Annotated in this window: 22 protein-coding genes; 11 read left to right on the top strand and 11 right to left on the bottom strand. The window is 70.3% G+C overall.

Features of this window, described 5'->3' with window-relative positions; all coding sequences use genetic code 11:
• Window positions 1-120: 120 nt before the first annotated feature.
• Together AB5J53_RS35125 and AB5J53_RS35130 are read left to right on the top strand one after the other, a co-directional pair.
• Window positions 121-807, top strand: coding sequence for an ArsR/SmtB family transcription factor (locus AB5J53_RS35125; protein ID WP_369249619.1), 687 nt, complete (start codon window positions 121-123; stop codon window positions 805-807).
• On the top strand, window positions 804-3,338 hold the full coding sequence (locus AB5J53_RS35130) for an ABC transporter permease (RefSeq protein WP_369249620.1): 2,535 nt from the start codon (window positions 804-806) through the stop codon (window positions 3,336-3,338). Before AB5J53_RS35125 ends, AB5J53_RS35130 begins: the two co-directional genes overlap by 4 nt.
• 123 nt (window positions 3,339-3,461) lie before the next feature.
• Here the strand turns inward: AB5J53_RS35130 and AB5J53_RS35135 are convergent, their stop codons facing one another.
• From AB5J53_RS35135 to AB5J53_RS35170, 8 genes are all read right to left on the bottom strand, one after another.
• Window positions 3,462-3,866 carry a rhodanese-like domain-containing protein gene (locus tag AB5J53_RS35135; RefSeq protein WP_369252650.1) on the bottom strand — a complete coding sequence of 135 codons (405 nt, stop codon included), beginning with the start codon at window positions 3,864-3,866 and terminating at the stop codon, window positions 3,462-3,464.
• On the bottom strand, window positions 3,857-4,384 hold the full coding sequence (locus AB5J53_RS35140; protein WP_369249621.1) for a cysteine dioxygenase: 528 nt from the start codon (window positions 4,382-4,384) through the stop codon (window positions 3,857-3,859). The genes AB5J53_RS35135 and AB5J53_RS35140 overlap by 10 nt, the downstream gene beginning before the upstream one ends.
• A gap of 75 nt (window positions 4,385-4,459) precedes the next feature.
• A complete protein-coding gene (locus AB5J53_RS35145) occupies window positions 4,460-4,795 on the bottom strand; it encodes a putative leader peptide (protein WP_369249622.1) in 336 nt (111 codons plus the stop codon).
• Window positions 4,796-4,987: 192 nt separating this feature from the next.
• Complete coding sequence (locus AB5J53_RS35150) at window positions 4,988-6,664, bottom strand: FAD-dependent monooxygenase (RefSeq protein WP_369249623.1); 1,677 nt, start codon at window positions 6,662-6,664, stop codon at window positions 4,988-4,990.
• 175 nt (window positions 6,665-6,839) lie between these two features.
• On the bottom strand, window positions 6,840-7,748 hold the full coding sequence (locus AB5J53_RS35155; RefSeq protein ID WP_369249624.1) for an amino acid ABC transporter permease: 909 nt from the start codon (window positions 7,746-7,748) through the stop codon (window positions 6,840-6,842).
• Window positions 7,745-8,413: an amino acid ABC transporter permease gene (locus AB5J53_RS35160; protein WP_369249625.1), complete on the bottom strand. Its 669-nt coding sequence runs from the start codon at window positions 8,411-8,413 to the stop codon at window positions 7,745-7,747. The genes AB5J53_RS35155 and AB5J53_RS35160 overlap by 4 nt, the downstream gene beginning before the upstream one ends.
• Before the next feature lie 96 nt (window positions 8,414-8,509).
• Window positions 8,510-9,352: a glutamate ABC transporter substrate-binding protein gene (locus AB5J53_RS35165; RefSeq protein ID WP_369249626.1), complete on the bottom strand. Its 843-nt coding sequence runs from the start codon at window positions 9,350-9,352 to the stop codon at window positions 8,510-8,512.
• Window positions 9,353-9,434: 82 nt separating this feature from the next.
• On the bottom strand, window positions 9,435-10,211 hold the full coding sequence (locus AB5J53_RS35170; RefSeq protein ID WP_189188190.1) for an amino acid ABC transporter ATP-binding protein: 777 nt from the start codon (window positions 10,209-10,211) through the stop codon (window positions 9,435-9,437).
• A gap of 285 nt (window positions 10,212-10,496) precedes the next feature.
• Between AB5J53_RS35170 and AB5J53_RS35175 the strand changes: the two genes are divergently transcribed.
• Window positions 10,497-11,183: a response regulator transcription factor gene (locus tag AB5J53_RS35175; protein ID WP_369249627.1), complete on the top strand. Its 687-nt coding sequence runs from the start codon at window positions 10,497-10,499 to the stop codon at window positions 11,181-11,183.
• A 9-nt stretch (window positions 11,184-11,192) separates the two neighbouring features.
• Complete coding sequence (locus AB5J53_RS35180; RefSeq protein ID WP_369249628.1) at window positions 11,193-12,599, top strand: sensor histidine kinase; 1,407 nt, start codon at window positions 11,193-11,195, stop codon at window positions 12,597-12,599.
• 83 nt (window positions 12,600-12,682) lie between these two features.
• Here AB5J53_RS35180 and AB5J53_RS35185 read toward each other — a convergent pair whose 3' ends face one another.
• Complete coding sequence (locus AB5J53_RS35185; RefSeq protein ID WP_369249629.1) at window positions 12,683-13,678, bottom strand: TAXI family TRAP transporter solute-binding subunit; 996 nt, start codon at window positions 13,676-13,678, stop codon at window positions 12,683-12,685.
• Window positions 13,679-13,773: 95 nt separating this feature from the next.
• On the opposite strand from AB5J53_RS35185, the gene AB5J53_RS35190 reads away from it, so the two are divergent.
• The 4 genes from AB5J53_RS35190 to AB5J53_RS35205 are packed head-to-tail and all read left to right on the top strand — an operon-like array spanning window position 13,774 to window position 16,808.
• A complete protein-coding gene (locus tag AB5J53_RS35190; protein ID WP_369249630.1) occupies window positions 13,774-14,178 on the top strand; it encodes a MazG nucleotide pyrophosphohydrolase domain-containing protein in 405 nt (134 codons plus the stop codon).
• 40 nt (window positions 14,179-14,218) lie between these two features.
• Window positions 14,219-15,742: a tRNA (N6-isopentenyl adenosine(37)-C2)-methylthiotransferase MiaB gene (miaB, locus tag AB5J53_RS35195; protein WP_369249631.1), complete on the top strand. Its 1,524-nt coding sequence runs from the start codon at window positions 14,219-14,221 to the stop codon at window positions 15,740-15,742.
• 36 nt (window positions 15,743-15,778) lie between these two features.
• Window positions 15,779-16,048, top strand: coding sequence for a hypothetical protein (locus tag AB5J53_RS35200; protein ID WP_369249632.1), 270 nt, complete (start codon window positions 15,779-15,781; stop codon window positions 16,046-16,048).
• 34 nt (window positions 16,049-16,082) lie between these two features.
• Window positions 16,083-16,808: a class III extradiol dioxygenase subunit B-like domain-containing protein gene (locus AB5J53_RS35205; RefSeq protein ID WP_369249633.1), complete on the top strand. Its 726-nt coding sequence runs from the start codon at window positions 16,083-16,085 to the stop codon at window positions 16,806-16,808.
• A 237-nt stretch (window positions 16,809-17,045) separates the two neighbouring features.
• On the opposite strand, the gene AB5J53_RS35210 is transcribed toward AB5J53_RS35205, so the two are convergent.
• Together AB5J53_RS35210 and AB5J53_RS35215 are read right to left on the bottom strand one after the other, a co-directional pair.
• Window positions 17,046-17,309: an antitoxin gene (locus AB5J53_RS35210; RefSeq protein ID WP_369249634.1), complete on the bottom strand. Its 264-nt coding sequence runs from the start codon at window positions 17,307-17,309 to the stop codon at window positions 17,046-17,048.
• A 24-nt stretch (window positions 17,310-17,333) separates the two neighbouring features.
• Complete coding sequence (locus tag AB5J53_RS35215; RefSeq protein ID WP_369249635.1) at window positions 17,334-17,618, bottom strand: hypothetical protein; 285 nt, start codon at window positions 17,616-17,618, stop codon at window positions 17,334-17,336.
• A gap of 183 nt (window positions 17,619-17,801) precedes the next feature.
• Between AB5J53_RS35215 and miaA the strand changes: the two genes are divergently transcribed.
• From miaA to dapF, 3 genes are all read left to right on the top strand, one after another.
• On the top strand, window positions 17,802-18,740 hold the full coding sequence (gene miaA / locus AB5J53_RS35220) for a tRNA (adenosine(37)-N6)-dimethylallyltransferase MiaA (RefSeq protein WP_369249636.1): 939 nt from the start codon (window positions 17,802-17,804) through the stop codon (window positions 18,738-18,740).
• 107 nt (window positions 18,741-18,847) lie between these two features.
• On the top strand, window positions 18,848-19,375 hold the full coding sequence (locus tag AB5J53_RS35225; RefSeq protein WP_369252652.1) for a hypothetical protein: 528 nt from the start codon (window positions 18,848-18,850) through the stop codon (window positions 19,373-19,375).
• Between the two features lie 443 nt (window positions 19,376-19,818).
• Entirely contained in the window at window positions 19,819-20,688 is an 870-nt protein-coding gene (gene dapF, locus AB5J53_RS35230) for a diaminopimelate epimerase (RefSeq protein WP_369249637.1), read from the top strand.
• The last annotated feature ends 151 nt before the right edge of the window (window positions 20,689-20,839 follow it).

Genomic DNA, 20,839 nt, shown 5'->3' on the forward strand with positions numbered 1-20,839 from the left:
GCCCGGACGGATGCCCGGGGAGCGGCTTAACTCCCGGTCGCAGGGGTGGGGTTAACCCCCGTCTGAAGACGCCGGGCCGCCGCAATGCACAGACACATGTGCACAGACGACTGTGTACGCATGGCACAGGAACCCGGCGCGGAAGCGGAAGTACCCCCGAAGGCATCGCATGCCCCCATAGAGCTCTCCGACCTCGCCGCGCTCAAGGCCCTCGCGCAGCCCCGTCGGCAGCGCATGCTCCAGCACCTCACCGTGCACGGCCCCGCCACGTCGGCGACGCTGGCCCGAGCGCTGGGACTCAACACGGGTGCCACCAGCTACCACCTGCGCGAGCTCGCGCGGTACGGCTTCGTGGAGGAACAGGTCGAGGGCAACGGCCACGGTCGGCAGCGCTGGTGGCGGGCCGTCCCCGGTGACCGGCGCTTCCCGCCGCGCAGCCGTCAGAGCCCCGAGATGCGGCTCGTCATGGACGAGTTGAACCACCACGCGTACGCCGCCGACCTCGAACTCTTCGAGCAGCTGCAGCTCCAAGGAGACGCAGGTGATGACCCCTGGGCCGACGCCTTTCCGTACTCGCGCGGCAGCATCCGGCTGACGCTCCCCGAACTCCGCGCGTTCTTCGAGGAGTACATCGCGCTCCTCAACCGCTACAAGCGCCCGGAAGCCGACACTCCGCCCGACGCGCGCACGGTACTCACCCGGTTCCTTGCCTTCCCGGCCCCTGACGCCGAGCCCGAGAGCCGTCCGGCGTCCCGCGGCGGAGACCAGAACGCACGTCACAACAGGAAAGAGAGCGACCCCTCATGATGCTGCGCTACGCCCTGCAGACCGTCCGGGCCCGCAAAGGCGGCTTCCTCGGTGCCTTCCTCGCCCTGATGTGCGCGGCCGCCCTCATCACCGCCTGTGGCACCCTTCTCGAGACAGGCTTGCGCGGGACGATCCGCACCGAGCGGTATGCCGCGACCCCCGTCGTGGTGTCGGCCGACCAGAACGTCCACCAGACCACCGTCAAGCACAAGAAGGGCAAGACCAAGGTCAAGCACAAGGCCAAGCCCATCGCCGAACGGGCCTGGCTGTCCGGCGACCTGGCCGCACGGCTCCGCCGGGCCCCCGGGGTGGACCGAGTCATCCCCGAACTGACGTTCCTGACCCAGCCGTTGACCCGCACCGGGAGCGTCGACAAAAACCGGCCCGCCTACGGTCACGCCTGGGACTCCGCCGCGCTGACGCCGTACACGCTCACCACCGGAACCGCGCCCAAGACTGACGGCGACCTCGTCGTCGACCGTCACTTCGCGGAGCGGGCCCACCTCAAGCCCGGCGATCGCCTCACCGTCCAGTCGACGCAGTCCCCGCGCGCCTATCGGGTCACCGGAATCGCCGAGCCCGCCAAGGCCGTACTCCACCAGACGTCCCTCTTCTTCTCGGCCGCCGAGGCCCGGCGTCTGGCCGCGCACCCCGGGCAGGTCACCGCCTTCGGCGTGCTGCCCGCCAAGGGCACGGACGTCGCCACCCTCGAGCAGTCCGTGGCCCAGGCGCTGCATGGCACCACCGCGCAGGTCAGCGCGGGAGACGAGCGTGGCCCGGTCGAGTTCCGGGACGCGGCCGCCGCCCGGACGAAGCTGGTCAGCATGGGCGGTGCGATGGGCGGCACCTCGTTGCTCGTGGCCGTCCTGGTGGTCGTCGGCACCTTCGCGCTCTCCGTGCAGCAACGTCATCGCGAACTCGCCCTGCTGCGCGCCATCGCCGCCACGCCGGGCCAGATCCGCGCACTCCTCGGCAGGGAGGCCCTGATAGTCGGGGCGGCCGCCGGAGCGACCGGCGCGCTCGCGGGACTGCCGCTGGGCAGCTGGCTGCACAGTCGGTTCGTCGCCATGGGCGCCGTCCCGGCCACGCTTCAGCACACCGTCAGCGTCTTCCCGCTGTTCGCCGCGGTCAGTGCCACGCTTCTCGGCGCCTGGGCCGCCGCGCGTATCTCGTCCCGACGTATCACCCGGATCCGCCCGGCCGAGGCGCTCGCCGAAGCCCGGGTCGAGGGCACTCGCCCCGCATGGGGACGCGTCCTCGCCGGTCTCGCGCTGCTCGCCGGCGGCGCCGTCCTTGTCGCCGTGCTCAGCGTGCTGCGCACCGAGCCCGCCTCAACCCCCGTGACCTTCCTGGCCGTTGTCGTCCTCGCCTCCGCCGTGGCACTGCTCGGCCCGCTCCTGGTCAAGGCGGCCGCGGTCGTACTCGCGGGTCCACTGCGGCTGACCGGTCCCGGCGGCCGTCTCGCACGCGCCAACCTCCGCGGCAACGCGGCCCGCATGGCCTCCGTCGTCACTCCCCTCACCCTCCTCATCGGTATGACCTGCACAGTCCTCTTCGTCCAGCCGACCCTCGGCGACGCGGCCCGGGCCCAGGCACGCGAGGGCATCCGCGCCGACTGGGTGCTCGCCGCCCAGGGCCCCGGCGTCCCGGCCGAGGCCGCGCGGCAGCTGCGTACGCACCACGACGTCGTCACCGAAGTGGTCCGTACGACCGTCCGGGTGGGCCTGGACAAGTACGCGGCTCAGGGCGTCACACCGGCCGGTCTGACCCGAACATGGGACCCGGACGTCACCGGGGGCTCCCTGCACGACCTCAAGGACAGCACCGTCGCCGTCAGTGAACTCGCCGCGGACCAGCTTCACTTGAAGCCCGGCAGCACCCTGAAGCTCACTCTCGGCGACGGCACGCCCGTCACGCTCACCGTCGCCGCCGTCTACGCCAAGGGTCTCGGGTTCGGCGACCTCACCTTCGCCCATGACCTTGTCGCCCGACACGTGGACAACCCGCTCGCCACCTCCGTCCTCGTCAGCACCGCCCGTACACAGACACAACTCGCGACTACTCTCCGTGAGTTCCCGGCGGTCCACGTCCTCGCTCCGGCCGCCGCCGATTCGATCCAGGCCGCGCGTCAGCAGGCGAATGCGGAGGTCAACTACCTCGCCATGGGGCTGGTCCTGGCCTTCACCGCCATCGCCGTCGTCAACACGCTCGGCATGTCGGTCTCCGAGCGGGTCCGCGAGTTCGCGATGCTCCGCCTCGCCGGGGCGACGCGCCGGCAGGTGCTGCGGATGCTGCGGACCGAGACGCTGTCGGTGCTGCTGCTCGCCACCGCGCTCGGCAGCGGCATCGCGCTCGCCGTCCTGACCGCCTTCAGTGTCGGAATGACGGGCAGCGCGGCTCCGGCGGTCACGCCACTGGTGTACGTGACCGTCGTCGCGGTCGCCGGAGTGCTCGCCCTCGTCGCCACCGCGCTGCCGGGCCGGGTCGCGTTGCAGGTTCGCCCCGTCACGGTGGCCACGGCCAAGGAGTAAGGGGCAGTGCGCAGTGGTGGGCGCCCCTTACGCCAAGGGGCGCCCACCACTACGTAGGACCTGAAGAACCTTCTGTACGACTTGAAGGACCCTCCGAACGGCCTGAGGAATTCTCTGTGCGGGCTAGGCTGCGGTCACCGGCAACCCGGCCGACTTCCAGGCCTGGAATCCTCCGACCAGATCGGTGGCCCGGTGCAGGCCCAACTGCCGCAGGGACGCGGCCGCGAGGCTCGACGCGTAGCCCTCGTTGCAGAACACCACGACCCGCAGATCGTGGCTCGTGGCTTCCTGGGTGCGGTGGCTGCCCTGGGGGTCGAGCCGCCACTCCAGTTCGTTGCGCTCGACGACGAGGGCGCCGGGGATCAGCCCGTCGCGCTCGCGCAGGGCGGCGTAGCGAGTGTCGACCAGGAGCGCCTCGCCCGCCTGCGCGGCTTCGTAGGCTTCCTTGGCCTCCACACGATCCAGACCCTCGCGGACCTGCTCCAGCAACTCGTCGATGCCCACGGGGCGTTGCGAGATCACTGCCAGTCCTCCGGACGCTCGACATGTTCCAGGCGCAGCACCTGGCCGGTGCGGCTGTAGCGGCGGATCTGCGGGAGCGGCGGGTAGTAGGCGTGGACCGAGATCGCGTGCTCTTCGGTGGACTCGTTGAGTACCTCGTGCACATGGTGGCGGCCGAAGGAGCGGCCCTTGCCCGCCGGAAGTGTTCGCTGCTGGTCGATGCCTTCGGAGAGTTCCAGGGTCTTCCAGCCGTCGGCGGGCAACCGCGCGGTGAGCGAGTTCTCCTTCAGTTCGCCCGACGCGGTGAGGAAGGCGCCGACCGATTCGGCGTGGTCGTGCCAGCCGGTTCCGGTGCCGGGAGGCCAGCCGATGAGCCAGGCCTCACTGCCGCCCGGGCCTTCGAGGCGCACCCAGGTACGGCCCTCGGGGTCGAGCGGGAGCGAGGCGATCAGCTCGACGTCGGCGGCCGTACGGCGTACGAAGTCGAGCAGGTCGGCCTGGGTGGGAGTTTGTGGGGGTGCGGAGACAGAGGGGGACACAGACACTCGTACCGTCCTGAGGGTTCGCGTGGGAGCGCGCGGCAGCACACAGGCGGCGCGCGGAGGTTATGGGATGCGAATTCAGCAGGACGGGCGACACACGCAGCCCGCATAGCGGACGAGGTCCATATGGACCCTCCGCCACAGGCGCACACAGGTGTCGGTCACGATCCGGAGTACACCATGGCGGTGCAGACCGGTCAACTCGCCGTCGCCATGTGGACGCACGGTGACCGTGCGCCCGGCCGATGGCCTTGGGCCCGGCCGGGCGTCGGGCCTCGACGCCCCGGGTCGCAGGCGGTCCGGACGGCGGACCGGGGACTCGGACACGCCGGATTCCGGGCGGTCCGGACCGTCACCCGGGCTGGTAAGCCCCAGTCTCGGGCGGCCGCCCGCACCGTCACCCCGGGCTGGCACGGCTCCGGTCTCGGGCGGCGGCTCGTACCGTCACCCCGGGCTGGCACGACCCCGGCCTCGGGCTCCTCGGACGTCACGGACGACGGTGATCTCCAGCGCCGGCCCGGACAGTCACCGTGGGCTCGGACGCCCTCGATTCCCGATGGCCCGGACCGTCAGCGCCGGCTCCGCCTGTACTCCGTCAGGGCGGGCTCAGCCCGTCCCCGCCGTGGCCTCCGCCTTCGTGGGTCCGCCGAGCGTTGCCTCGGCCGCCGCGTACAGATCGGCCGGGCGGACCCCGCTGAGCGCGGTGACCAGATGGCCGTCGGGGCGGACGAGGAGCACAGTGTGCGCGGCCGCGCCCGGGTAACTCTCGGTGACCAGCAGCTCGGCGTGGTGCGGCAGCGCGGTCACGGCGGCCGCGAGCCGGGGCATAATCCCGGCGGTCACCCAGTGTTTGCGCTCCCACACACCCGTACCCGGTGCGATGAGCACCACGAGCAGGACCCCGCGCCCGAGCCGCTCCCGCAGTCGGACGAAGGAGCCGTCCTCCGCGGTCACCCGCACATCGGTGACCGGCGCGCCGGGCGGCGTATCCACCGGGGCGGCCGACTCGGCGTACGGAGGCGAGAGTGGCGAATCGGCGTACGCCCCCGGCGCGCCGAGCGGGCCACGCCCCAGATGGCCGTCCGTGAGCAACGCGTCGTGGCCGCGAGCCGATCCGGGCACGTACGAGCGCAGGCCCCCGCCGCCGCGCAGCAGCGGCAGCGCCTGGTCGGCGGCGCGCAGGCGGGCGGCGACGACGGCGCGCCGCTCCACCTGGTAGCTGTCCAGCAGCGTCTCGTGCGGCCCGTGGTGCCAGGCCAGCGCCAGCTTCCAGGCGAGGTTGTCGGCGTCCCGCAGGCCCTCGTCCAGGCCCTGGGTGCCGAGCGCGCCGAGCAGATGCGCGGCGTCCCCGGCCAGGAAGACCCGGCCGACCCGCCACCGGCGGGCGAGGCGGTGGTGGACGGTGTGGACTCCGGTGTCAAGCAGCTCGTACGGGGGTGTGGAGCCCCCGCTCCAGCCCGCGAGGGTCTCCCGGATGCGCGCCAGCAGCAGATCGGGCGTGACCAGGTCCTTGCCGGGCGGCAGCAGCCAGTCGAGGCGCCACGCGTCGTCGGCGAGGGGGCGCGCGGTCACCTCCCCGGCCGAGGGGCCCGACGTCCGCCACGGCGGCATCCGATGCAACAACGCCTCGCCGGGCCACGGAAGTTCCGCACGCAGGGCCGCCACGGCGTGTCGCTCGACGGCCGTACGTCCGGGGAAGCGGATGTCCTGGAGTTTGCGCACGGTCGAGCGCGGTCCGTCGCAGCCGACGAGGTAACTGCCGCGCCACCACGTGCCCTTGGGGCCACGGGTGTGTGCGGTCACGCCCGACGTCTCCTGCTCGATGGAGTCGAGGCGGCTGTTCACGGCGACCTTGATCAGCCGCTCGTGCACGATGGCGTCGCGCAGGGCACCGGTCAGCGCGTGCTGGGCGATGTGCAGCGGGGCGGGGACGTCGGCGCGTTCGGACTCCGGCGCGCCGCTTCCCGAGCCGTGCGCGCTGTCCCGGGCGCCGTGCGTGGCGCCCTCCGCGCCGACCGCATCGAAGTCGATCTCGCGCATCACCTGCTTGCGACGCATCGACCGCCATCCGGCCCAACGGAAACCGGCCTCGGAGAGGGGAAAATCCGTCAGCCGCTCGACGAGCGCGGCCGTGTCCTCGCGCAGCACCACCGTCCGCGCGAGCCGCTGTTCGTCCTTGCCCGGACCCTCGTCGAGGACCACGGAGGGGACCTCCTGGCGGGCCAGGGCCAGGGCGAGCGTGAGCCCCACGGGCCCCGCTCCGACGATGATCACCGGGTCCACGGCGCGCTGCCCCCTGCCCGGAGCGGTGTCCTGAGGGACATACGGGAACAGGCAGTTGGAGCGGGGTGCACGATCACAGAACGTATGCAACCCATTGCCGGTGCTTGCGTCAAGTGACGGGGGCAGTGGCGATCATGCCACTGCCCCCGTGCCGTTCATGCCACTTGACTGTTCATCAGATGGTGCCGCCGGCGCCGGTGCCGAAGGAGCCCCTGACCTCCGCGGGGTTGAGCTCCACCGCGTCATCGGCGGCGAGGACCGCGCCCGTGCTCTTCTTGCTGCGCCGCAGCCTGCCCTCCAGCCAGCTCGCGAAGCTGGTGAGGAGGAAGTTCAGCACGATGTAGATGACCGCCACCACGATGAAGCTGGGGATGACGTTGGCGTAATTGGCCGCCAGCGTGCTGCGTGCGTTGAGCAGCTCGGGGAACGTCAGCAGCGCGCCGCCCAGGGCGGTGTCCTTCACGATGACGACGAGCTGGCTGACGATGGCCGGCAGCATGGCGGTGACGGCCTGCGGGAGCAGAATGCTGGTCATCGTCTGGCCCTTGCGCAGACCGATGGCGTAGGCGGCCTCCGTCTGCCCCTTGGGCAGGGCGAGGATGCCCGCTCGGACGATCTCGGCGAGGACCGACGCGTTGTAGAGCACCAGCCCGGTGACGACGGCGTACAGGGGCCGCTCGTCGCTGCTGATGTCCGTGGAGCGGACGTAGAACTCGTTGGCGAAGAGCATCAGCAGGAGCACCGGGATCGACCGGAAGAACTCGACCACCACACCGGCCGGGACCCGGACCCACCGGTGGTCGGACATGCGGGCGATGCCGAAGAACGCGCCCAGCGGGAGCGCGATGACCATGGAGAGCGCCGCGGCCTTCAGGGTGTTGCGGAGGCCCGGGAGGAGATATGTAGTCCAGGCGTCCGACGTGGTGAACGGCTCCCACAGGGACCACTTCAGCTGGCCCTTGTCGTCCATCGTCCGCCATATCCACCACAGGAACAGGGCGAGCAGGACGAAGAAGATCACCGAGACGACCATATTGCGCCGCTTGGCGCGGGGGCCGGGGGCGTCGTAGAGAACGGAGGTCATCGCTTCACCGCCAGTCGCTTCCCCAGCCAGCCCAGGAAGAGGCCGGTGGGCAGGGTCAGTACCACGAAGCCGAACGCGAACACCGCGCCGATGGCCACCGTCTGGGCCTCGTTCTCCATCATCGTCTTCATCAGGCTGGCCGCCTCGGCGACGCCGATCGCGGCCGCCACGGTCGTGTTCTTGGTCAGCGCGATCAGCACATTGGCCAGCGGCGCAATCACCGAACGGAAGGCCTGCGGGAGAACGACGAGCCCCAGCACCTGACGGAAGTTCAGCCCGATGGCGCGTGCCGCCTCGGCCTGCCCGACGGGCACGGTGTTGATGCCCGAGCGGACTGCCTCGCAGACGAAGGCCGCGTGGTAGGCCACGAAACCGAGCACCGCCAGCCGGAAGCCCTGGAGTTTGAAGTCGTCCGACGCGCCCATCGTCACACCGAAGATGTCGGCGAGGCCGAGCGAGGAGAAGACGATGATGACGGTCAGGGGGATGTTCCGGACGATGTTCACATAGGCCGTGCCGAACCCGCGCATCAGCGGGACCGGGCTGACCCGCATCCCGGCGAGCACAGTGCCCAGGACAAGGGAGCCGACGGCGGAGAGGGCGGCGAGTTTCACCGTCATCCAGAACGCCCCGAGGACGTCATAACCTTGAAGAAAGTCGAACACGATCTCCCGCGCTTCCGGGTGTGTGGCGTACGTGGAGGGCGCGGCGCGCCGCCGCCGTGATCGCGGCGGGCGGCGGCGCGCCTGTCAATCCCTGGGTTACTTGACGATGACGCCGATCTTCGGGGCGGGCTCGTTCTTGTAGTTGGCCGGGCCGAAGTTCTTGTCGACCGCCTTCTGCCAGGAGCCGTCGCTGACCATCTTCTCCAGCGCGGAGTTGATCTTGTTCACCGTCGCGGTGTCGCCCTTCTTGACACCGACGCCGTAGTTCTCGTTGCTCAGCTTGAGGCCGGCGAGCTTGAACTGACCCTTGTACTTGTCCTGTGCGGCGAAGCCCGCGAGGATCGAGTCGTCGGTGGTCACCGCGTCCACGGCGCCGCTCTGCAGGCCCGCGATGCACTCCGAGTAGCCGCTGTACTCACGCAGGTTGGCCTTCGGGGCGATCGTGTCGTGGATGTTCTGCGCCGAGGTGGAGCCGGTCACGGAACACAGCTTCTTGCCGTTGAGGTCCGTGGCCTTGGAGATGTCCGAGTTGGCCTTGACCAGCAGGTCCTGGTGGGCCAGCAGGTAGGGGCCGGCGAAGTCGACCTTCTGCTTGCGCTCGTCCGTGATCGAGTACGTGGCCGCGATGAACTTGACGTCGCCGCGGGCGAGCGCGTTCTCACGGTCGGCGCTCTTGGTCTCGACGAACTCGATCTGGTCGGGCTTGTAGCCGAGCTGCTTGGCCACGTAGGTCGCCACGTCCACGTCGAAGCCGGAGTAGGAACCGTTCGGCTCCTTCAGGCCGAGGCCGGGCTGGTCGAACTTGATGCCGACCTTGATCTTGCCGCCCCCGCTGGAGCTCGAACCGGAGTCCTTGTTGTCGTCGCCCCCACACGCGGTCGCGGTCAGGGAGAGGACGAGAGCGGTGGCGGCGAAAGCGGTGACCTTGCGGAGCTTCATGGTGAACATCCTTTGGCTGGTGAAGAGATGCGCGCCCGTCGCGGGCGGGTGACGCAGGTCGTCAGGGACGCGATGGGGGCCGTCAGTGGTGCAGGATCTTCGACAGGAAATCCTTGGCCCGGTCGCTGCGGGGATTGCTGAAGAACTGGTCCGGCACAGCCTCTTCGACGATCCGACCGTCGGCCATGAAGACCACTCGGTTGGCAGCCGAACGAGCGAAGCCCATCTCGTGGGTGACGACGATCATGGTCATGCCGTCGCGCGCGAGCTGCTGCATGACCTCAAGGACCTCGTTGATCATCTCGGGGTCCAGTGCCGAGGTCGGCTCGTCGAAGAGCATGACCTTCGGGTCCATCGCCAGCGCCCGCGCGATCGCGACGCGCTGCTGCTGGCCGCCCGACAGTTGCGCGGGGTACTTGTCCGCCTGATTGGCGAGGCCGACGCGGTCGAGCAGCGCGCGGGCCTTCTCCTCGGCGGCCTTCTTGTCGGCCTTGCGGACCTTGATCTGGCCCAGCATCACGTTGTCGAGCACCGTCTTGTGCGCGAAGAGGTTGAAGGACTGGAAGACCATGCCCACGTCGGCCCGCAGCCGGGCGAGCGCCTTGCCCTCCGCGGGCAGCGGCTTGCCGTCGATCGAGATGTCGCCCGAATCGATCGTCTCCAGGCGGTTGATGGTGCGGCACAGGGTGGACTTCCCGGACCCGGAGGGTCCGATGACCACGACGACCTCGCCCCGGGCGATCGTCAGGTCGATGTCCTGGAGCACGTGCAACGCGCCGAAGTGCTTGTTGACGCTCTTCAGGACGACCAGTTCGTCGGTCGCGGCCACAGCGTCCTTGGCCACCGATACTTCGGTCATCGCTCTTTGGCTCCGTCCTCCTCGGTTTCGGAGGACAGTAGTAACCCCGTACGACCAGCGTCATTACATCTGAGGGGAACTTGAGCATCACGATCCGGTAGCAATCGGACACGTGTCGTAGCAGCCGGTGCGCGACCGCGTACCGGCTGGGTAACGGAAGCCCTCCGCAACCCGAAGGCCCTTGACGCCATCCTTATCCATCGGCGTGACTTCCATGGTGCACCCGCGTGTGCATCGCGTTCTACAAGCCGAGACCGTACGACCGATGAACCGGAGGGGGCCGGAATGAGACTGCTCCTCGTCGAGGACGACAACCATGTCGCCGCCGCCCTGTCCGCGGTGCTGGCGCGGCACGGCTTCGACGTCACGCACGCCCGCAGCGGCGAGGAGGCCCTGCAGGCGCTGGTCCCCGAGGGCGACGGGTTCGGCGTCGTCCTGCTCGACCTGGGCCTGCCCGACCAGGACGGCTACGAGGTCTGCGGCAAGATCCGCAAGCGGACCAGCACTCCGGTGATCATGGTCACGGCGCGCGCCGACGTACGCTCCCGGATCCACGGCCTCAACCTCGGCGCCGACGACTACGTAGTGAAGCCGTACGACACCGGGGAACTGCTCGCCCGTATCCACGCCGTCAGCCGGCGCAGTGTCCCCGACGACGCCTCGGCCCCCGGCGACAGCGCGCTGAAGCTCGGCCCCGTGCACATCGAACTCCCCAACCGTCAGGTCACCGTGGACGGTTTGGTTGTCCAACTGACCCGCAAGGAGTTCGACCTTCTCGCGCTGCTGGCCCAGCGGCCCGGAGTGGTGTTCCGCCGGGAACAGATCATCAGCGAGGTGTGGCGCACCAGTTGGGAGGGGACCGGGCGCACCCTGGAGGTGCATGTCGCGTCCCTGCGCTCCAAGCTGCGCATGCCGGCGCTGATCGAGACCGTGCGCGGCGTCGGGTACCGGCTCGTCGCCCCTGCGTCGTAGCGGGCACGGGTGCGCACTCGCCTTCTCCCGCTGCTCATCGTCCTGATGGCCGCCGTGCTGCTCGCGCTCGGCATTCCGCTCGCCGTGAGTGTCGCGGCCGCCCAGCAGCAGCGGGTGGTCGTCGACCGTATCGACGACACGGCGCGCTTCGCGGCCCTCGCGCAGTACGTCACCGATTCGCCGACCGGCTCCCAGACGAACAGCACGGACGAACGCAAGGAGACCCTGAACAAGGAGCTTGCCCGCTATTACGACGTGTACGGCATACGGGCCGGCGTCTTCTACCGCAACGCCAAGCCCATGGCCAATGCCCCGACGAACTGGTTCCTGCCCAGGACCGGCGAAGGGCGCGACGCCTTCAGCGAGGCGCTCTTCAGCCGCCGCAGCCACGACCCGGAGCAGGTCTGGCCGTGGCAGCGCCACCGTCTCGTCGTGGCCTCCCCGGTCATCAGGGACGGCGACGTCATCGCCGTCGTCGTCACCGACTCGCCCACCGGGCAGATGCGTTCGAAGACCCTGCGCGGCTGGCTGCTCATCGGCGCGGGCGAGGTCGCCGCGATGCTCATCGCCCTCGGTGCCGCGCTGCGCCTCACCGGCTGGGTGCTCAGACCCGTACGCGTCCTCGACGCCACCACCCACGACATCGCCACCGGACGCCTCAAGTCCCGGGTCGCGGCGGCCGGCGGTCCGCCGGAACTCCGGCGCCTGGCCCGGTCGTTCAACGAGATGGCGGACAATGTCGAGGATGTACTGGAGCAGCAGCGCGCCTTCGTCGCCGACGCCTCGCACCAGCTGCGCAACCCGCTTTCGGCGCTGCTGCTGCGGATCGAGCTGCTCGCGCTCGCACTGCCGGAGGGCAATGAGGAGATCGCTTCGGTCCGCACCGAGGGCAAGCGCCTCGCCCAGGTTCTCGACGACCTCCTCGACCTGGCGCTCGCCGAGCACGCCGAGGCGGATCTGCGGCTCACCGACATCGGCGCGCTGACGGCCGAGCGCGTGTCGTCCTGGCAGCCGCTCGCCGAGAACAAGGGCGTACGGCTGGCGGGGACCTGCCCGGCCACCACCGCCTGGGTCGATCCGGTCACACTGTCCAGCGCCCTGGACGCGGTCATCGACAACGCGCTGAAGTTCACGCCCGAGGGGGAGAGCGTCGAGGTGAAGGTCGCCTCGAACGGCGAGGTCTCGACGGTCGTGGTCACCGACGGCGGCCCCGGCCTCAGCGACGAGGACCTGGCCCGCATCGGCGACCGCTTCTGGCGCAGCGCGGGCCACCAGAACATCAAGGGCTCGGGTCTCGGCCTGTCCATCTCGCGGGCGCTGCTCGCGGCGGGCGGCGGCTCCATCGCGTACGCCCATCACGAGCCGCACGGCCTGCGGGTGACGGTGACGGTGCCGAGGTCAGGGCCGACCGCTTGAGACCGTGGTCGGCGTCCTGAGAGGTCGGTTCCGTAGCTCCCGCGGCCGGGCCGCGGCCTATCGGACCGCTGACCGCCGAGCGGCTACGGCTTGATCGACCGGTAGTAGCGTCGCGCGCCCTCGTGCAGCGGCAGCGGATCCGTGTAGATGGCCGTGCGCAGGTCCACCAGCTGCGCCGCGTGCACCACGGCCCCGATGTGGTCGCGGCTGGCGATCACCGTGCGGGTGAGCTCCTCGGTGAGCTTCGCGTCCGCGTCCTCCCGTGTGATCAGGAAGTTGGCGACGGCCAGCGTCTGCACGGACGAGCCGCGCTGCGCCCTGGGGTAGGCGTCGGCGGGCATCACGGCGGCCCGGTAGTAGCGCGAGGCGCCGCCCTGCTCGTGCAGCTTCTTGATGAGGTCGCCGCCGATCGGCACCAGCCTGATATCGGAGGTCTTGGAGAGCTCCAGCACCGCACTCGTCGGCAGGCCCCCCGACCAGAAGAAGGCGTCGATCTTGTGCTGCTTGAGCAGGCCGGGCATGGTCGCGATGCCGTCGGCCAGCGGCTTGATGTCCTTGTCGGGGTCGAGTCCGGCCGCCTGGAGCACATGGGTCGCTATCAGCCGTACGCCGGAACCACTCGGTCCTACGGCGACCGTCTTGCCCCGCAGGTCCGCCACGGACTTCACGGACGACGAGCGCGGGACGACGAGGTGCACATAGTCGTCGTAGAGCCGGGCGCAGCCGCGCAACCGGCCCGCTCCCGGCTTGTTCTCCAGTATGTACGTCTCCACCGCGTCGGCCGCCGCGATGGTGTAGTCGGCCTTCCCCGTCGCCACACGCAGGACGTTGTCCTGCGACCCGTCGCTGTTCTGCAGCCGTACGTCCACGCGCGGCATGTCCTTGGCGATGGCGCCCTGAAGGAGCATGCCGTACTTCTGGTAGACCCCGGTCGGCGTGCCCGTGCTGAACGTGATCGTCCCGCTCGGGGACTCCTCGCCCGGCAGCAGCCACCACAGCAGCAGCCCGAAGACCGCGAAAGCGGCCGCCGAGCCGAGCAGCGCGCGGCGCCGGCCGATGCGGGGGAGTGCCTGGAACATGCGCGCGATCCTGCCAGCCCGGGGGCTGTCCTGACCAGGCCGGGCTCAATGCTCTGCGTTGTCGGGGGAGCGCAGCGGATCGATAGGGTCGGCGGATGCAGCCCTCTCCCGTCTCCCTGGTCCGTGAATTCCACCTTGCTTTCGGCCTCGACGCCCGCACCGTGCCGACGGAGGTCTCCCCGGAGCTGGCGGCCCACCGCGGCGAACTGCTCGCCGAGGAGGCCGCCGAGGTCGCCGAGGTCTCGGTCACCGGCCCGCTCGACCGGCTGGCACACGAACTGGCCGACGTCGTGTACGTGGCGTACGGGACGGCGCTCGTCCATGGGATCGACCTCGACGCGGTGATCGCCGAGATCCACCGGTCCAACATGACGAAACTGGGCCCCGACGGCAGGGTCGCCCGCAGGGCCGACGGCAAGGTCCTCAAGGGGGACCACTACCGTGCCCCGGACGTCTCGGAGATCCTCCGCCGCCAGGGCTGGACGGCCGCGGAGGCGTAGGGGGACCGGAGGTACTCCGGGCACCGCCTACCCTTGTCACATGAGCAGCGGCGACCGGAGTCAGGCAGTGGACGTTCAGCAATCCAAGACGTACGAAGTGCGCACCTACGGGTGCCAGATGAACGTCCATGACTCCGAACGGCTCTCCGGGCTCCTCGAAGACGCCGGTTACGTGCGCGCCCCCGAGGGGTCGGACGGCGACGCGGACGTGGTCGTCTTCAACACCTGCGCCGTACGCGAGAACGCCGACAACCGGCTGTACGGCAACCTCGGCCGCCTCGCCCCGATGAAGACGAAGCGCCCCGGGATGCAGATCGCCGTCGGTGGCTGTCTCGCGCAGAAGGACCGCGACACCATCGTGAAGAAGGCGCCCTGGGTGGACGTCGTCTTCGGGACGCACAACATCGGCAAGCTGCCGGTCCTCCTGGAGCGCGCCCGCGTACAGGAAGAGGCGCAGGTCGAGATCGCCGAGTCGCTCGAGGCGTTCCCGTCGACGCTGCCGACCCGCCGCGAGAGCGCGTACGCCGCCTGGGTCTCCATCTCGGTCGGCTGCAACAACACCTGCACCTTCTGCATCGTCCCGGCGCTGCGCGGCAAGGAGAAGGACCGCAGGACCGGCGACATCCTGGCCGAGATCGAGGCCCTGGTCGGCGAAGGCGTCTCGGAGATCACGCTGCTCGGACAGAACGTAAACGCTTACGGGAGCGACATCGGCGACCGTGAGGCCTTCAGCAAGCTGCTGCGTGCCTGCGGCCAGATCGAGGGACTGGAGCGCGTGCGCTTCACCTCGCCGCACCCGCGCGACTTCACCGACGACGTGATCGCGGCCATGGCCGAGACGCCGAACGTGATGCCGCAGCTGCACATGCCGCTCCAGTCCGGTTCGGACACCGTGCTGAAGGCGATGCGCCGCTCGTACCGCCAGGATCGCTACCTGGGGATCATCGAGAAGGTGCGGGCCGCCATCCCGCACGCGGCGATCACCACCGACATCATCGTGGGCTTCCCCGGCGAGACCGAGGAGGACTTCGAGCAGACCCTGCAGGTGGTCCGCGAGGCACGCTTCGCGCAAGCGTTTACCTTCCAGTACTCCAAGCGCCCTGGAACCCCGGCGGCCACCATGGAGGGGCAGATCCCCAAGGAGGTCGTCCAGGCGCGCTACGAGCGTCTCGTCGCTCTCCAGGAGGAGATCTCCTGGGCCGAGAACAAGTCCCAGGTCGGCCGCACCCTGGAGCTCATGGTCGCCGAGGGCGAGGGCCGCAAGGACGGCGCCACGCACCGCCTCTCCGGCCGCGCTCCCGACAACCGCCTGGTCCACTTCACCAAGCCCGACGAAGAGGTGCGCCCCGGTGACGTGGTCACCGTCGAGATCACGTACGCCGCCCCGCACCACCTGCTCGCCGAGGGCGCCGTACTGAACGTGCGCCGCACGCGCGCGGGGGACGCCTGGGAGAAGCACAACGCCGCCGAGGCCGCGAAGCCGGCGGGCGTCATGCTGGGGCTGCCGAAGATCGGGGCTCCGGAGCCGCTGCCGGTGACCACGGGTGGATGCGGGTGCGACTGAGTTCCTGGCACACTGCGTGACGGGAGGGAGCGCCACATGTTGCCGCACAGCGTTGAGTTCACCGAGCGGGCTGCCCACGCGCGTGACAGTCTGCCCGCGGAGCGGCGGGACCTGCTGGAGCGAGGCCTCGCCATACTGGTGACCGACCCGCGGCACAAGCTCTCGCACCCCGTCGGCGGCGATGAGGCGACCCGCGAGATAGCCCTGTCGCGGAACCTGTTCATCGAGTACGTGATCAGCGACGGCAAGCTCGTGGTGCTCGTCCTCACGCTCGTCGATCTCACGGACGTGCTGATCGAGGAGTGACGCTCGGCCTTCGCTCGGGGTTACGCTGCCGATCATGCTTGTAGCCGCCGCAGTCTGCCCCTGTCCGCCGGTGCTCGTCCCCGATGTCGCCGCCGGTGCGGCGCCCGAGCTGGACGCCGCACGGGCGGCGAGCAAGGACGCGTTGGGCGTGCTCGCCGCCTCCCGCCCCGACCTGCTGGTCGTCGTGGGTCCCGCCGAGCAGAGCGGACGCGGACCGTACCCACAAGGCACACGGGGGTCATTCCGCGGATTCGGTGTCGATCTCGACGTACGCCTCGGCGGAGACAAGCCGGGCCCAGTGGCCGCCGAGCGTTCGGAACGTGAGCTTCCGCCCTCGCTCGCCGTCGCCGCGTGGCTGCTGGAACGCACGGGCTGGTCCGACGCCCCCGTCGAAGGTCTCGGGGTGGAACTTCTCGAGGCCGAGCGGTGCATCCAAGTCGGAGGGGAAATCGGCGGCCGGGCCAAGAGGGTGGCACTGCTGGTGATGGGCGACGCCAGCGCGTGCCGGACGCTCAAGGCGCCTGGCTATCTCGACGAGCGCGCGGCGGGCTTCGACGCGGAGATCGCGCGTGCGCTCGGCGCGGCGGACGTGGCGGCCCTCAAGGCGCTGGACACCGAGCTGGCCCACGAGCTGAAGGTCTCGGGGCGAGCCCCCTGGCAGGTCCTCGCGGGCGCGGCAGAGGGTGCGGGGCTGGGCGGCGCGCTGCTCTACGACGATGCGCCGTACGGGGTGGGTTATCTCGTCGCGGCCTGGTCGTAGCGGGCCTTCTCAAGAATATTGAGGCTCCTTGGGCCGTACCGGTCCGAACACGGCGGCACGGATGAGCAGGCTTGGCCGTCTTGGGCCGTACCGGTCCGAACGCGGCCCTGAGCGGACTGGGCCCTTGGGCCTGAGAGCGGCCCGGAGCGGACTCGGCCCTCTGGGCTGCGGGGGACCTGAACACGGCGGACGGCCGGAGCCCTGGGCGCCCCGCGGCCGTCCGCCGAAGTGTGTCGCTCAGGAAGCCGGAGGCGGTGATGGCGTGTCCGGCGGAGGTGTGGCGCCGCCACTGTCCTTGTGCGCGAGTCGGTCCATGGCGCCCTTGGCCTTGCCTGTGCCCGTCTGGATCTTGTCGCTGTACTTGTGCTTGGTCTTCTCGTCGACCACCTTCGCGGCCTTGTCGAGACCGTGGCTGACCTTGTCCTCGTACTGGTGCGCGAGGTGCGAGACCTTGTCCTTGGCAGGCGCCAGCTTGGCTTTCAAATCGTGCAGGAGACGCATGGTCCACCTTCCCTCGCGGGGCAGTTACTTGCGGGCGCCCTCGCCGGCCTCGTTGTCGGCGGCCTTCTCGGCGGTCTGCTGCTGGGGGATGTCGACGTCCTCTGTGGTGGCGGCCTCGGCGGTCTCCTCCGCCGTCGCCTCCCGCTCGATCGGGGACGAATCCGTCGCTTCCTCCGCCGCGTCCGCCTCGGTCTCGGCCGTCAGTGTGTCAGCCTGCGCCTCGGCCGTCAGTGTGTCAGCCTGCGCCTCGGCGGTTGACGCCTCCTCCGCAGCCTTCGACCTCCGGAGAAGTCGTGCAAAAACGCCCATATCCACTCCATACGTTACTCGTGAGGGCGAAATCCCGCGTCACCCGGTGCGTCCCATTGCGTCGCCCGGGTCACCGGTCCTCGAAAACCGGCGGCTGGAACCTCGCAACAGGCAACGACCCCGGACCCGTGGCGTCACGTAACTCGTTCGAGGAGAGGCTGTGGGGTTTGCGAGACTGGCACAGTGAGTAGCGCACCCCCCGCCCCCCGGGTCATCGCAGTCGTCGGACCAACCGCGGCAGGAAAGTCCGATCTGGGCGTTTTCCTCGCCCAGCGCCTCGGAGGGGAGGTCGTCAACGCCGACTCCATGCAGTTGTACCGAGGGATGGACATCGGCACCGCCAAGTTGACACCCGAGGAGCGCGGAGGGATCCCGCACCACCTCCTGGACATCTGGGACGTGACGGTCACGGCCAGCGTCGCCGAGTACCAGCGGCTCGCCCGTGCCCGCATCGACGCGCTGCTCGCCGAGGGCCGCTGGCCGATCCTGGTGGGCGGCTCCGGGCTGTATGTCCGCGGGGCCGTCGACAACCTGGAGTTCCCCGGCACTGACCCCGAGGTGCGGGCCCGGCTGGAGGAGGAGCTCACCCTGCGCGGCTCCGGCGCGCTGCACGCGCGTCTGGCGATGGCGGACCCCGAGGCCGCCCACGCGATCCTGCCGAGCAACGGCCGCCGCATTGTCCGCGCCCTCGAAGTCATCGAGATCACCGGCAAGCCCTTCACCGCCAACCTCCCGGGCCACGACTCGGTGTACGACACCCTCCAGATCGGCGTCGACGTCGCACGCCCCGAGCTCGACGAGCGCATCGCGCGCCGGGTCGACCGGATGTGGACGGCGGGGCTCGTTGACGAGGTGCGCGCCCTTGAGGCACAGGGTTTGCGCGAGGGGCGCACGGCATCGCGCGCGCTCGGGTATCAGCAGGTGCTCGCGGCGCTCGCGGGGGAGTGCACCGAGGAAGAGGCGCGTGCCGAGACCGTACGAGCCACCAAGCGCTTCGCGCGCCGTCAGGATTCGTGGTTCCGGCGCGACCCTCGGGTGCATTGGCTCAGTGGGGCTGCGGCGGATCTCACGGAACTCCCCGAGCTCGCAATGGCGTTGGTCGAGCGACCGGTTACAGCCTGATCACGTCATGGCATCGGGACGCTCCGGCCGTCATCCCGGCCTCCGGCGGCGTGCCATCATCGAGCTTCGATCGACCAGTGAAGTCCGAGTTGGGAGGGCGCGTGGCGATGGAGGCCGGCCCTCGCGACACTGCACGAGACGCTGAGCACGGTACCGATCCGGACGGAGATCGTCTGAGCATCGATCCGGGCGACGAGCCAGGTCTGGACGGAGATCGTCTGAGCTCCGACGGACCCGAGGACACCCCGGGCGGGGTGACCGCCGACGGGCCCGAGCCCGGCGAGATGTCCCAGGGGCCGGAGGTCGAGGTCGAACTGCGCCCGCAGCGTCGCCTGCGCATCTGGCAGCTCGCGCCCATCGTGACGCTGGCGGCGACCGGCTCGCTGATGTTCGCCTTCCCGCTGGCCTTCGAGTTCGGTGACGGCGGTGCCGTGGTCGCCATGCTCGGCCTGCTGATCTGCTCCTGCGCCGCGGGCTGGGGCATGATGGCCGCCCGCCGGGTGGGCTACACCTGGCCGGGCTTCCCGCAGCGCGGCTCCGGCCGCCGCCCGGACTGGCGCGTGGTGATCGCGTACGTCGTGGTGGTCGCGGCGGTGGCGGTGCTCGCCGTGTGGCGCGTGGCCCGGCTGCGCTGACTCGGAGGCACAGCCCGGCTGCGCCGACCCCGAGTCAGGGCCCGGCTGCGCCGACCCCGAGTCAGGGCCCGGCTGCGCCGACCCCGAGTCAGGGCCCGGCTGCGCCGACCCCGAGTCAGGGCCCGGCTGCGCCGACCCCGAGTCAGGGCCCGGCTGCGCCGACCCCGAGTCAGGGCCCGGCTGCGCCGACCCCGAGTCAGGGCCCGGCTGCGCCGACCCCGAGTCAGGGCCCGGCTGCGCCGACCCCGAGTCAGGGCCCGGCTGCGCCGACCCCGAGTCAGGGCCCGGCTGCGCCGACCCCGAGTCAGGGCCCGGCTGCGCCGACCCCGAGTCAGGGCCCGGCTGCGCCGACCCCAAGGCGTGGCCCGACCCGTTGTCCTGGCCGTGCTCCGCAGACCCCCCACGTGGGCCGCAGTGTCGTACCGACCCCGTACGATCGAGGAATGAGCAAGCGGATCGCCTTCCTCAAGGGCCACGGGACCGAGAACGACTTCGTGATCATCCCGGACCCGGAGAACGTCATCGACCTGCCTCCGGCCTCCGTCGTGGCCCTGTGCGACCGTCGCGCGGGCATCGGCGGTGACGGTCTGCTGCATGTCGTACGGTCCGCTGCGCACCCCGAAGCGCAGGAGATGGCGGCCGAAGCGGAGTGGTTCATGGACTACCGCAATGGCGACGGCTCGATCGCGGAGATGTGTGGCAACGGAGTCCGTGTGTTCGCGCACTATCTCCAGCGTGCCGGTCATGTGGCTGAAGGGGACATCGCGATCGCCACGCGCGGGGGCGTGAAGAGCGTGCACCTCGCCAAGGAAGGTGACGTGACCGTCGGCATGGGCAAGGCGCTCCTCCCCGAAGGGGACGTCACCGTGAGTGTCGGCGAGCGCAGCTGGCCCGCGCTCAACGTCAACATGGGCAACCCGCACGCCGTCGCCTTCGTGGACGACCTCGCGCACGCCGGCAACCTGTTCGCGCCGCCGCCGTTCAGCCCGTTGTCGGCGTACCCGGACGGGGTCAACGTCGAGTTCGTGGTCGACCGGGGTCCGCGGCATGTGGCTTTGCGCGTCCACGAGCGCGGCGCCGGAGAGACCCGCTCGTGCGGCACGGGCGCGTGCGCCGTGGCCGTCGCCGCGGCCCGCCGCGACGGCGCCGACCCGGCCGTGACCGGGACTCCGGCGACGTACACCGTCGACGTACCCGGCGGACGCCTGGTGATCACCGAGCGCCCGGACGGTGAGATCGAGATGACGGGCCCCGCTGTGATCGTCGCCGAGGGCGAGATCGACGCGGAGTGGCTCGACGCCGCGCACCGCTGAGCGTTCCCGAGTACGACGCCGCGCTCCGCTGAGCGTTCCCTGGGGACGGCGTCGCGCACTCCCGAGCGTTCCCGGCGTATGACCCGCGTACTCCAGAGCTCCGCGAGACTCGGCGCCGTACCTCCAAGCCCCTCGATGCCGGTCGCCCCTG

The organism is Streptomyces sp. R41 (genome assembly GCF_041053055.1).
Taxonomy (GTDB): domain Bacteria; phylum Actinomycetota; class Actinomycetes; order Streptomycetales; family Streptomycetaceae; genus Streptomyces.

Coding starts and splice junctions, on each gene's coding strand:
- AB5J53_RS35170 (WP_189188190.1), bottom strand. CDS start 10,211: ATGACCGAAGTATCGGTGGCCAAGGACGCTGTGGCCGCGACCGACGAA.
- AB5J53_RS35125 (WP_369249619.1), top strand. CDS start 121: ATGGCACAGGAACCCGGCGCGGAAGCGGAAGTACCCCCGAAGGCATCG.
- AB5J53_RS35130 (WP_369249620.1), top strand. CDS start 804: ATGATGCTGCGCTACGCCCTGCAGACCGTCCGGGCCCGCAAAGGCGGC.
- AB5J53_RS35155 (WP_369249624.1), bottom strand. CDS start 7,748: ATGACCTCCGTTCTCTACGACGCCCCCGGCCCCCGCGCCAAGCGGCGC.
- AB5J53_RS35185 (WP_369249629.1), bottom strand. CDS start 13,678: ATGTTCCAGGCACTCCCCCGCATCGGCCGGCGCCGCGCGCTGCTCGGC.
- AB5J53_RS35175 (WP_369249627.1), top strand. CDS start 10,497: ATGAGACTGCTCCTCGTCGAGGACGACAACCATGTCGCCGCCGCCCTG.
- AB5J53_RS35225 (WP_369252652.1), top strand. CDS start 18,848: ATGGAGGCCGGCCCTCGCGACACTGCACGAGACGCTGAGCACGGTACC.
- AB5J53_RS35190 (WP_369249630.1), top strand. CDS start 13,774: ATGCAGCCCTCTCCCGTCTCCCTGGTCCGTGAATTCCACCTTGCTTTC.
- AB5J53_RS35215 (WP_369249635.1), bottom strand. CDS start 17,618: ATGGGCGTTTTTGCACGACTTCTCCGGAGGTCGAAGGCTGCGGAGGAG.
- dapF (WP_369249637.1), top strand. CDS start 19,819: ATGAGCAAGCGGATCGCCTTCCTCAAGGGCCACGGGACCGAGAACGAC.
- AB5J53_RS35165 (WP_369249626.1), bottom strand. CDS start 9,352: ATGAAGCTCCGCAAGGTCACCGCTTTCGCCGCCACCGCTCTCGTCCTC.
- AB5J53_RS35205 (WP_369249633.1), top strand. CDS start 16,083: ATGCTTGTAGCCGCCGCAGTCTGCCCCTGTCCGCCGGTGCTCGTCCCC.
- AB5J53_RS35200 (WP_369249632.1), top strand. CDS start 15,779: ATGTTGCCGCACAGCGTTGAGTTCACCGAGCGGGCTGCCCACGCGCGT.
- miaB (WP_369249631.1), top strand. CDS start 14,219: ATGAGCAGCGGCGACCGGAGTCAGGCAGTGGACGTTCAGCAATCCAAG.
- AB5J53_RS35210 (WP_369249634.1), bottom strand. CDS start 17,309: ATGCGTCTCCTGCACGATTTGAAAGCCAAGCTGGCGCCTGCCAAGGAC.